6 protein-coding genes and 1 pseudogene are annotated in these 12,043 nt (G+C 65.3%); 4 read left to right on the top strand and 3 right to left on the bottom strand.

The window, feature by feature from the left end; genetic code table 11:
• From POM99_RS08790 to POM99_RS08800, 3 genes and pseudogenes are all read left to right on the top strand, one after another.
• Positions 1 to 195, top strand: a pseudogene (locus tag POM99_RS08790) (type I secretion system permease/ATPase); the annotation flags it as partial.
• Positions 192 to 1,544 (top strand): HlyD family type I secretion periplasmic adaptor subunit, encoded by a 1,353-nt coding sequence (locus tag POM99_RS08795; protein WP_277276847.1) that lies wholly within the window; start codon positions 192 to 194, stop codon positions 1,542 to 1,544. The pseudogene POM99_RS08790 and the gene POM99_RS08795, both read left to right, overlap by 4 nt.
• A gap of 10 nt (positions 1,545 to 1,554) precedes the next feature.
• Positions 1,555 to 3,324, top strand: coding sequence for a TolC family protein (locus POM99_RS08800; RefSeq protein ID WP_277276849.1), 1,770 nt, complete (start codon positions 1,555 to 1,557; stop codon positions 3,322 to 3,324).
• A gap of 520 nt (positions 3,325 to 3,844) precedes the next feature.
• Here the strand turns inward: POM99_RS08800 and POM99_RS08805 are convergent.
• The 3 genes from POM99_RS08805 to POM99_RS08815 all read right to left on the bottom strand — a co-directional run bounded on the left by POM99_RS08805 (position 3,845) and on the right by POM99_RS08815 (position 11,174).
• Positions 3,845 to 8,347, bottom strand: a complete 4,503-nt coding sequence (locus tag POM99_RS08805) for a VCBS domain-containing protein (RefSeq protein ID WP_277276851.1) — start codon at positions 8,345 to 8,347, stop codon at positions 3,845 to 3,847.
• Positions 8,348 to 8,949: 602 nt separating this feature from the next.
• Complete coding sequence (locus tag POM99_RS08810; RefSeq protein WP_277276853.1) at positions 8,950 to 9,645, bottom strand: response regulator; 696 nt, start codon at positions 9,643 to 9,645, stop codon at positions 8,950 to 8,952.
• Between the two features lie 5 nt (positions 9,646 to 9,650).
• Positions 9,651 to 11,174 carry a DUF4118 domain-containing protein gene (locus POM99_RS08815; RefSeq protein WP_277276855.1) on the bottom strand — a complete coding sequence of 508 codons (1,524 nt, stop codon included), beginning with the start codon at positions 11,172 to 11,174 and terminating at the stop codon, positions 9,651 to 9,653.
• Positions 11,175 to 11,396: 222 nt separating this feature from the next.
• Between POM99_RS08815 and POM99_RS08820 the strand changes: the two genes are divergently transcribed.
• Positions 11,397 to 12,008, top strand: coding sequence for a lysozyme inhibitor LprI family protein (locus POM99_RS08820; protein WP_277276857.1), 612 nt, complete (start codon positions 11,397 to 11,399; stop codon positions 12,006 to 12,008).
• The last annotated feature ends 35 nt before the right edge of the window (positions 12,009 to 12,043 follow it).

Below are 12,043 nucleotides of genomic sequence, written 5' to 3' on the forward strand. Positions count from 1 at the left end.
GTCATCATGATCACCCACCGCCCCGCCACGCTCGGCCCCGCCACGCACCTTGCCGTGATCAACGGTGGCCGGCTGGCCGATATCGGTCCGCGTGACGAAGTGATGAAGCGCATGCAGGGTGAACCGCCCAAGGTGAATGCGAATGGTGCGGCCGACGGTGCCAAGCCGGCCTCGGCGCAAGGAGCAGCCGCATGAACATGCCCGTCAGCCCGAATGCGGAGGCCGCGCGCAACCTGCTGCCCACCCTGTGGGAAGATCCGGCTGAAAAGGCCAAGGCTCCCCGCCTGCTGCAGCGCCTGCTCGCCACCATCGGCGGCCTGTTCCTCGTGCTCTTCGTGCTTGCCGCCGTCGTGCCCATTGGCGGCGCGGTGATCGGCGGCGGCCAGGTCGGCGTGGAATCGCGGGTGAAGCGCATTGCCCACCCCACCGGCGGCGTGATCTCGTCGATCCTCGTCCACAATGGCCAGCATGTGAAGGAGGGTGATCTCCTGATGAGGCTGGATGACCGGGTGACCGGGGCCGACGCGCAGTATTCCAACCTCACCGTTGAACAGCTGCTTGCCCAGAAGGCGCGGCTCGAGGCGGAGCGGCTGGGAGCAGGCGGCATCACCTTCCCGCCCGAACTCGCCCGCGCCAACACCGCCAGCGCGCGCAAGGCCATGGCTGACGAACAGCACCAGTTCGTGATGCGCCAGACCGAAGAGGCTGACCTGCGCGCGCAGCTTGCCGCCCGCATGCAGCAGTACAACCAGGAAATCGCCGGCATCCAGTCGCAGATCGCCGCGCTGAAGGAACAGCGCCGCCTGATCGAGCCCGAACGCCAGGGCGTGAAAGACCTGTGGGACAAGCAGCTGGTCACGATCAACCGCCTCAACCAGCTTGAACGCACCGCGGTCGACATGGAAGGCTCGATCGGATCGCTCAACGCGCAGATCGCGCAGGCCCGCGCCAAGATCACCGAGGCGCAGGAACAGTCGATCCAGCTCGGACAGACCCGCCGCGTCCAGGCAGGGCAGGATCTTGCCCAGGTCAACACCGCGCTCAACCAGCAGCAGCTGCGCAGCGTGGCCGCCAGCGACCAGCAGAACCGCAGCGAGATCCGCGCGCCCTATTCCGGCACCGTGGAAAAGATCGCCTTCTCAGCCGTGGGCGATGTGGTGCGCCCGGCCGAGCCGATCATGGAGATCGTGCCCGACAAGGACGTGATGGTGGTCGAAGCCATGATCAGCCCGTCCGACGTGGACCAGGTGCTGAAGGGCCAGAACGCCCGCGTACGCTTCAGCGCGTTCAATCGCGCAACCACGCCGGAGATTCCCGGCAAGGTCGTCTATGTCGCCACCGACCGCACCGAGAACACCGAGGCCCGCTCGTCGTACTACATGGTGCGGATCGAGGTAGACCAGGCGCGGGTGAAGAAGGAAGGGCTCGACCTGCGCAGCGGCATGCCTGCCGAAGTCTATATCGAAACCGGCAGCCGTTCGCTCCTGTCCTACATCACCAAGCCGCTGCGCGACCAGTTCATGCGCTCCTTCCGCGATAACTGAGCAGGTGCCCATGCGTCGCGTTTCACTTCCCCAGCTGTTTTCCGCCGCCGCCCCCCTCGCCCTGCTGGTGGCGGGTCCGCTCGCTGCGGCGGACGGGCCAGGCACGATGGGGCCAGTGGACGACGCCGCGCCGGAAGCGGCCTATTCCGCTGATGCCGCCGATGCCGGTGGCGATGGTGGTTCCGCGGGCAGCTCCGACGGCAGCAGCAGCTATGCCGCCGATGCCGAAGAGCACCGCATGGCGATGATGGCGGACCTGCCGCCCGAGACCCCGGCCGACATTGCTCAGCTGGCGCAGGGCGGCGCCCCGGTCACCGCGCTCACCGATGCGCTGCGTCTCGCCTACTGGACCTCGCCCGCCGTACTGGCGCAACGCTCCGCGGTGAAGAGCACCGACTACAGCGTCACCCAGGCCCGCGCCAACTTCGGGCCGAAGCTCGATTACCAGCTGACCGACGCCTACCAGCGTGACAGCCTTGAACCGCAGCGCTGCGCCCCCGGCACGCCATCGATCTTCTGCCCCGCGCCCGGAACCCGCTCAACCGAGCGCAAGGGCTTCAGCACCTCAGCCTCGGCCGTGCTGACCCAGCCTTTGTTCACCTTCGGCCGCAACTTCGCCGCCGAACGCTTCTCCATTGCCCAGCGCAATTTCCAGGCGCAGGTGCTGCGCAGCACCGAAACCCAGGCCCTGTTCGAAGCGATTTCCAGCTATGTCGGCCTGCTGCGCGATCGCGCCGCCGTGGCCATCGCCAGCGACAACCTCGAAATCCTTGCCACCCAGCAATCGGATACGCAGTCGCGCTTCAAGGTGCGCGAGGTGACCGCCACCGACGTGCAGCAGGTGATCACCCGCGCCGAACTCGCCCGCGCGCAGCTCTTCGCCGCGCAGCGCGATGCCGCGTCGAGCGAGGCCGCCTTTGCGCAGAAGGTGGGCGCGCCCGCCGGCACGCTTGCCGCGCCCAACCCTCTCGACCTGCCGGTGCGCACGCTCGAGGAAGCCTATGCCTATGCCGAGGCCAACAGCCCGGTGCTGCAGGCTGCGCATTATCGTGAACTCGTTTCGCGCGCGGCCATGGTGCAGGCCAAGGCGGACCTGATGCCCCGCGTGGATTTCCAGGGTACCGCGCTTTATGGCAGCCAGAGCCCCTACAACAACGCCTCGCGCATCAAGGAACAGCGCGGCGAAGTGATCATTTCCGGGCCGATCTATGAAAGCGGGTTGCGCCAGGCCAAGGTGAGCGAAGCCAAGGCCGCCAACGATGCCGACTGGCGCCTGCTCGACGGTGCCGTGCGCGACAACCGCGCCGCGCTCGCCGCCGCATGGAATGACTGGAAAGCGCAGGAAGCCGCGACCGAACGCCTCGCCCTCTCGGTCGAATCCGCCCAGAGCGCGCTCGATGGCGCGCGGCTGCAGCAACGCGCCGGACTGATCACCACGCTCGACGTGCTTGAACTGGCGCGTGACCTGCTCAACGTGCGCAGCAGCTACAACAATTCGATCGCGTCGGCCTATATCAGCCAGGCCCGCGTGCTGGCGCTGATGGGCGCGCTTGAACCGCGCTGGCTGCTGCCGGATGACCCGCGCTACAATCCGCAGGTTCATTTCGACAAGGTGAAGAACAAGGGCCAGATTCCCCTGTTCACCCCGCTGATGCGCGCGCTCGATGGCCTCTCCGTCGGCCCCGCCGACCGCCGCGCCCTGCGCGACCCCGGCACACAGGTGGAAACGCCCGCGGTGAAGCCGAGCGTTTCGGCCGAAGTGGTGGCGAAGACGCAGTAAGGCCGGGGCGGGCCCGGCGGGCGACCACAGCGGCATAGAGCCGCGCAGCGTCTTCGTCACGGCGCGTTCGACAGGGCGCTGGCCAATGCCGCGTAACCAGCGGCCAAGGCAGCGCCGGATCGCTCGGACATATCGATCCCGCTCGAGCGGAGCGAAGGCGGGACACTGGCACGACTTCGCCCCCCAACGTCGGCAGCGCGCCCCAAATTCCGTTCGTGTCGAGCGGAGTCGAGACACCGCAGCATAGCTGTGCCACCGGCAAACCAACCAAATCCGCTCGCGTCAAGCGAAGCCGAGACGCCGCAGCACAGACGCGTCACCGGCAATCCCGAATCCGAAACCGCTTGCGTCGAGCAAAGTCGAGACGCCGCAGCACATACGCTCCCCCCTAACCCCGAACCCGGATCATCGAGCCGCCGTCCACCCCGCCGCGATCCCGTGGCGGCCTGTCGACAATCGCCAAAAGAAAAGGGCCGGCGGTTTCTCGCCGGCCCCATTTCCCTGTCCAGGTCAGTCCTGATTAGAGGACGAAGTCGCTGGCGGTCAGGCCAAGGCCCGTTCCGGTCAGGTTTATCACCATATCGGAACCCTGCAGCCCGTTGGTATCGATCTGAATCACGGTCTTCCCACCCAATTCAGAGACATTCACGTTGAAGGCTGACCCTGCCGCCCCACCAAAACCCAGTGTCCCGGAATAGACGGCAGACAGGTCGATCTTGTCTGAGCCGTGCACAAAATCCGTAATCGTATCGGGCAGGAAGATAGAGGAGTCATTGCTCGACAGATAATAGAATGTGTCGGCCCCGATGCCACCAGTCAGATTGTCACCGAAGTCGCCGCCATAGATTGCGTCGTTGCCGTCACCACCGTTAATGGTGTCGGAACCCGAACCACCATAGAGCGTGTCGTTGTCCGCGGGGTTGCCGGTCAGCGGGCCGCCGAGCAGGTTATCGTTGCCCGAGCCACCATAGAGCTTGTCGTTGCCCTGCCCGCCATCAATGATGTCATCGCCCGCACCGCCATAGAGCGTCTGGGCACCGTTCCCGCCGGTAAGATTCTGGACACCGGGCAGACCTGAACTGTCGAAGTTGTTTGGATCGCCCGAGTCCGTCTTGCCGTTCACCGTCACGTCGATCGTTGTGGTGGTGCCATCGACCGACGTGACCGTGAAGATGTCGTGCTTCACATCACCATTGTTGAGGGCATTGGTCGCTGTATTGGCGTTGTCGAGCGTGTAGGTCCATGCGCCGTTTGTGCCCAAGGTCAGGCTGCCATAGGTGCCGGCCTGGTTGGTCAGCGCCTGGAACGCGCTCTGTCCGGTATCAACGTCATTGATCGTCAGCGATCCGGTGGCCGTCGTGGTGGTGGCGTCTTCCGTCACTGCTCCGGTCGACGTGCCGCCGAAGGTCGGCGTGTCGTTGGCACCGTTCACGACGACGAAGATCTCTGAGCTGTTGCCGTCGTACGTCTTGATACGAAGCAGGTCGACATCGGCGGCTCCCGCCACGAGACCTTGTGTGGTCGCCTTGCTGTTATCCAAGGTGTAGCTCCACACCCCGGTATTCGCATCAAACTGGAAGTTGCCGTATTTGCCCGCAAGAGTGGCTGGCGCCTGGTACTTGGCTTCACCATCGTCCACATCGCGGACAATCACCTTGCCGGAAGCGCTCGGGTCCCCTGCGTTGCCGTTGTTGATACCGCCGGCTTCTGTGACTTGGTTATCGAAGGCAACACTCTCATCATTAACCGAGTAGCCTGGGTCGTTGACACCGGTAATCACGAACTTCACGCTGGCCGGCGTCGTGGTCGTACCGTCGCTGATGCCATAGTTAACAGTGATCGTTTCGCTCACCCCAGCCGGAAGATGCCAGTAGGTCTGGTTAAAGGTGTCCAGCATGAACAGGCCGGTGCTGGCATTGTAGGTAACGCCCGCCGGAAGCGACGAGAAGGTCACCGACAGGCTGTCGGTGTGATCGACGTCGGTTGCGCCAGCCAGCGCATTGAGGGTGGCCGGCAGGCCGTATTGCGTAGCCGTCGCCGTCTGGCTCAGCGTCACCTTCGGCGCATCGTTCGTGCCGGTCACGCTGAACTGCAGCGTCACGAAGGCCGAATGATCAGCGGAATAGATCGTGAAGGACTTCTCCTGAACGGTCTCGCCAATGGCCAGGCGCTGCACGGCGTTGCTGTCATTGTCGAGCACGTAGGACCAGTTGCCGTCGGCATCCACGCTGAAGCTGCCGAAGTCGCCCGTTCCGCTGCCAGCTTCGGCAAAGGATTGGTCGTGGTCGGCGTCACTGACGTTGACCTTGCCGGTAACGGTGGTGATCTGGTCTTCCACCAGCACACCGCCGGTGGTGTCACCCGTGATCGAAGCCACGTCGTTCGTGCCGGTGATGGTGACCGTGGCCTTCTGCTCCACGGTGCCGCCATTGCCATCGCTCACTTCATAGGTGACGACGATGTCCTTGGTGTCACCCTCGGCAAGCGACTGGAACGACGCATCGCTGGTGTCGACGACCAGCGAGTCATCGAGCAACAGAACGCCATCAGGCAGCGCGCTCACGTTGGTCACATGCAGATGGTCATTGGCGTCGATATCGCTGGCGCCGGCCAGCAGATCGACGACCAGGTTGCCGCTGTCTTCGTCGGCAGCGGCGGTCACTTCGGCCGAAACGGTCGGCTTGTCATTGGTGCCGGTAATGGTGATTGTCACGCTCTGCGCGGCGCTCGCGCCATGTTCGTCGGTCACGTTGTAGCTGACGACGAGGTCCTTGGTATCGCCCAGCGACAGCGACTGGAACGAAGGATCCGAGGGATCGACTGACAGCGTGTCGCCCGAAAGGGTGACGCCGGCCGGCAGGTCGCTGACGTCGGTGACGTGCAGCACCGCGTCATGGTCGACATCGCTCGCGCCCGACAGCAGGTCGACGCTGAACGAAGCGTCATCCTCGTTGGCCGAGGCGGTCAGCGCCGCTTCGACGGTCGGCGCGTCGTTGGTGCCGGTGACGGTGATCGTCACGCTCTGGGCAACGCTCGCGCCATGTTCGTCGATCACGTTGTAGCTGACGACGAGATCCGTGGTCTCGCCCAGCTTCAGCGACTGGAACGAAACGTCCGAGGGATCGACCGACAGCGTATCGCCCACCAGGGTCACGCCGTCCGGCAGCGCGCTCACGTCGGTCACGTGCAGCACCGCGTCATGATCAACGTCGCTCGCGCCCGCCAGCAGATCGACGCTGAACACGGCGTCGTCCTCATTGGCCGAGGCGGTCAGCGCCGCTTCGACGGTCGGCGCGTCGTTGGTGCCGGTGACGGTGATCGTCACGCTCTGGGCAACGCTCGCGCCATGTTCGTCGGTCACGTTGTAGGTGACGACGATGTCGGTCGATTCACCAAGCTTGAGCGACTGGAACGAGGTGTCCGAGGGATCGACCGACAGCGTGTCGTCCACCAGGGTCACGCCCTCCGGCAGCGCGCTCACGTCGGTGACGTGCAGCACCGCGTCATGGTCGACATCGCTCGCACCCGCCAGCAGGTTGATGCTGAACGCAGCGCCATCTTCGTTGCCCGAGGCGGTCAGCGCCGCTTCGACGGTCGGCGCGTCGTTGGTGCCGGTGATGGTGATCGTCACGCTCTGCGCAACGCTTGCACCGTGCTCGTCGGTCACGTTGTAGCTGACGACGAGTTCCGTGGTCTCGCCCAGCTTCAGCGACTGGAACGAAACGTCCGAGGGATCGATCGACAGTGTATCGCCCACCAGGGTCACGCCGTCCGGCAGTACGCTCACGTCGGTCACGTGCAGCACCGCGTCATGATCAACGTCGCTCGCGCCCGCCAGCAGATCGACGCTGAACACAGCGTCGTCCTCGTTGGCCGAGGCGGTCAGCGCTGCTTCGACCTTGGGTGCGTCGTTCGTGCCGGTCACGGTGATCGTCACGCTCTGGGCAACGCTCGCACCATGCTCGTCGGTCACGTTGTAGCTGACGACGATTTCAGCGGTCTCACCGACGGCCAGCGACTGGAACGAGGCGTCCGAAGGATCGACCGTCAGCGTATTGCCGGAAAGCGTCACGCCATCGGGCAGGTCGCTGACGTTGGTGACCGACAGCGTCGCGCCGTGGTCCACGTCCTTCGCACCCGTCAGCAGGTTGATGCCGAACGAGGCGCCGTCTTCGTCCGCCGAGCCGGTCAGCGCCGCTTCGACAGTGGGTGCATCATTGGTGCCCTGCACCTTGACGGTGATGGTCTGCGTGGCGGTCGCGCCGAATTCGTCGCTCACCGTAACGGTGAAGGTTTCGTACTGCGTCTCGCCCTGGGCCAGCGCCTGCACGTTGTCTGCGCCGTTGGCGAGCTGGTAGGTCCAGGCGCCGGTGGCGCTGTTCACGCTGAAGCTGCCATAGGTGCCGGTGGCATTGCCCGTGTAGGTCAGCACCGCGCCGTGGTCGACGTCCTTGCCGTCGACATGGCCCTGCACCAGCGTGGTGCCGTCTTCCTGCACCGTGCCGCAGGCGACGGTGGTGGCGGCGATGGTCGGGCCGTCGTTGGCGCCGGTGATCACCACGTCGACGCGCGAGGTCGACAGGGTGCCGTTGGCCATCTTGGCGGTGTACCAGAAAGTGGTGGTGAACGATTCACCCTGCGCCATGTGGTCGAGCAGCCGACCGCCATTCGCGTCGGTGGCGTTGGCGAGCGACGAAAGGTCGAAGCCAACGGTGCCGTCGGCGTTCAGCGTCAGCTTGCCTTCGTAGGACTGGCCCTCGAACGTCACGAAGAACTTGTCGGTCGATCCGACGGCTTCCTTCGCCATCTGCGCGGTGGTCGAAACCGGGGGGGCGGTCTGCACGGAATAGAGCGTGGCGGCGCCGGGATCATTGGCCAGAACGTCGAGGTTGCCCTTCAGCGATCCGTTCTCGGAGAGAAAGGAATACTTGCTGTCGGTGCTGCTGAAGGTGTCGTCCTTCGCCGCGTTGTTGGTCAGGGCGACCTTCACGGTCGTCTTGGCCGGTGTGCTCGTGCTTGCCATCTTGCTTCCCCTGTTGCCGCCCGCCGCTTACCGGATGGGTTAACGAATCGCGCACACCGGTTCAGGTGTGATAAGGCGATTCCCTAAGGCCCTTTCCCATAACGACAATTGCTGTGCCGGCTGCCGTTAACCAGCCTGTGCAGCATCCTGCTTACGGCCGGTGGTAGCGTAGAACAATATACCACCAGACGTAGTTAGTTATAACTTTAGTAAATATCTGTCCGAGAATGGCTGATGCGATTGGGAATACGTTAATCATCTAACGTAACCATGCAGTAATGGATCACCTGTCGGATTCTCTTACATCACGGCTGACTGGGCCACCGATGCCGCTGGATAGCACAGTTGGATAGAACACGATTTTCCCGAAGGAACATGGTCTTGACGATCGTTGGTTAGGCAATCTCGACTGTCTGGGATCTATGGCCGAAATCTTGGTCGGGGCTGCAACCACGGTGCGATGCCCACCAGTCCGGATACACTTTAGATAAGACCGTGTTCTGGATTTGATCCACATCCGGGCAAACGATTTTTTGTGATCGGTCCCGCTTCGGCACGGCAGTAGCTGGCGTTAGTAACGAGCTGAAAACGAAACGCTTTGGTTAACTGTCACTCAGGCGGTAACCAACCGCGGGCTCGTTGCGGATCAGCCCGCCCGCCGCCCCGCTCCCTTCCTGCTCCAGCTTGCGGCGGATGCCGCGCGCCGCCACGCGCAGGTATTCCACGTCGCCTTCATGCCCCGGCCCCCACACCGCGCGCAGAAGGGCGGCATGGGTGATCACCCGTCCCGGCTGGGCCGCCAGTTCGGCCAGCACGGCATATTCCTTGGGCGCCAGGTGCACCGGCACTCCGCCCCGGCGCACGATCCGCGCGGCCAGGTCGATCTCCACATCGCCGCGCACCACCGTGGCGGCCAGCGCCTGCGGTGCGGCGCGATGGCGCAGCGCGGTGCGGATGCGCGCCAGCAGCTCACCCGCATCGAACGGCTTGGTCACATAATCGTCCGCGCCCAGGTCCAGCGCCGCCACCTTCTCCGCGCTGGCATCGCGCGCTGACAGCACCAGCACGGCAAGGCCCGCCTTGCGCAGCAGCGGCACCAGTTCCATCCCGTCGCGATCGGGCAGGCCCAGGTCCAGCAGCGCCAGCAGCGGCGGCGTCTCTTGCACCAGCGCCAGCGCTTCGGCCGCATTGGCCGCCTCCACCACGCCGTATCCCGCCTGTTCCAGCGCCTCGCGCAGCAGGCGGCGGATCGGGGCGTCATCCTCGATCACCAGCACACGCACCTTGGCATCCGGCATCGCGCTCACCCCTCCACCCGGCGCAGCAGGTCATGCGGAAACACCAGCGTGAAGTCCGCGCCCGGCCCATCCGTGCGGTTGCCCGCCCGCACCTGCAGCCCCATCGCTCCGGCAAAGCCCTGCACAATGGCAAGGCCCAGCCCGGTGCCGCCGCGCCGGTCCGATCCTTCCAGCCGGGTGAACACGCCGAACACGCGCGCTTCCTCGCCCGCTGGCAGCCCCGGCCCGCGGTCCAGCACCGAAAGCGCCAGCCCTTCCGCACTCTCCTGCGCCCGCACCATGATCGGCCCGCCGCCGCCATGCTTGGCCGCATTGTCCAGCAGGTTGATCAGGCAATGGTGCAGCAGGCGCGGGTCCACCTGCACCAGCGGCAGATCGTCCGCCACCGCCATCTCGACGCGGGCGTCGGCCAGCGCGCGTGCCATGTCCTCGCAGGCGGCCGTCACCGCCTCGCGCAGGTCCACCGGCTCGCGCGCCTGCTCGATCGCCCCCGCCTCTATCCGCACCATGTCGAGCAGGTTGGCGATGAACCGCTCCAGCCGCTCCGCTTCGCCCCGCGCCAGATCGATCTGTTCGCCCTGCGCCGCATCGGCGGGCCGGATCGCCCGCAGCGCGCCCAACACCGTGGTCAATGGCGTGCGCAGGTCATGCCCCAGCGATTGCAGCAGCGCCGCGCGTAGCCGGTCGCGCTCCTGCACCTTGCCCAGCGCGATCATCTCCTCCTCGGCGGCGATCCGCGCCAGCGCCAGCCCGGTCTGGTCCAGCAGGCTTTCCAGCAGCGCGCGTTGCGCCCCGGCCAGCGGCTCTCCGGCGTCGCCACGCGCCACGCCCAGCACCGCCTGCGCCCGCCCACCGCCGCGCACCGGCAGGAACAGCCACTCGCTGGTGGTCAGCGCCGCCGCACCCGGTCCTGCGGCCTGCCCATGATCCAGGCACCACTGCGCCGCCGCGCGGTCGATCAGGTCCAGCCGCTCCACCGGCGGCGTTGCCGCCACCGGCTGCGCTTCCGCGCCCTCGTGCGCCGCCACCACCACCGTGCGCACCTCGAACTGGCGGGCGATCTCCTGCGCCAGCACCGGCCACAGCGCCGCGCGCGTGTTCAGCCCCATCAGCACGCGCGCGAACCCGGCCAGCGCCGCATCGCGATCCGCCCGGCTCTGCGCCAGCGCCGCCTGCTCGCGCACCCGCGCGGCCAGCTGGCTGCCCGTCACCGCCACGCCCAGCAGCACCAGCAGCGTCACGATGTGCGATGGCTCGGCAATGGCCAGCGTGTGGATCGGCGGAATGAAAAAGAAGTTGTACGCCAGCGTGGATACCAGCCCGGCCACGATCCCGGTCACCAGCCCGTGCCGCGTGCCGGCATACATCACCGGCACCAGATAGAGCAGCCCGATGTCGGCCAGTTCCCCCCGCGCGAACAGCACCTGCCCCGCCAGCGTCACCAGCCCCACCAGCAGCAGCGTCAGCGCATGGCCCACCGCCGTGCCCCACCGTCCCTCATCGCCCCGCGGAATCACCCCGTTCGCCATCCGACGCGGCTTGCTCCCTGCTTGCGCTGCTGTCGAGGGATTTGGTGGAGGAAGGCCTTGTTCGCGGGGGCGGCGCGGATCCGGAAAAAGGATGGTTCGCGCAGAGCCCGCAAAGGGCGCAGAGAGAAGATTGGGTTTCGCGCAAAGGCGCGAAGACGCGAATGGGTTGCGCGCAGCCGCATCGCCCCCGGCAGCCCCCTGTCCCGAGGAAAACCGCTCGTGGTGAGCCTGTCGAACCACAACAGCGCAATGCCCAAAGTCCGGCGCCAGCACCCTTCAACAAGCTCAGGGTGGGCGGGGTCGGATCAAGGCTCGGGCAAAATGGAAGTGCCGGCTATCGCTCAAATGTTGCCGTTGCAGCGAGAAACCCTCCTTGGCTATGTGGCTTCGATGTTCAAGCAATTACTTTATCTCAGCGCCGTGCTGTCCGTTCCCGCTTACGCCAGCGCACCGGACCAGTTCGCATATAAGTTCGTGACTACACCGGAAGAGGGGCCGGTTGATGCGAACATCGAGAGCCACTACACCATCGCGTTCCGCAACTGCCAAAAGGCTGCTGTGGCAACGAGTGCGAACATCCGCTGCTTTCAAGATGAGTTTGCCCGTCAAGACCAGACGCTGAACCGCGTTTGGCAGAACGTCTTGGGGCGCTTCTCGCCTAACAACCGAGGTCGCCTAAGGTCAGCACAACGGCGCTGGGCAAACTACCGAGACCCGTTCTGCAAGTCTAAGGCAGCCGAGTTTGACAACGGGACCATAGCACCCGTCGTCTATCTTGACTGTCGCGTTGAGCAGACCATCCGGCGGGCGATTTGGCTCTCAGCGCTTCGCTGAATAGAGACACCGTTTCCACCCAAAGCAGACTGGCC

The sequence above is a fragment of the Novosphingobium cyanobacteriorum genome, from assembly GCF_029436685.1.
Lineage (GTDB): Bacteria > Pseudomonadota > Alphaproteobacteria > Sphingomonadales > Sphingomonadaceae > Novosphingobium > Novosphingobium cyanobacteriorum.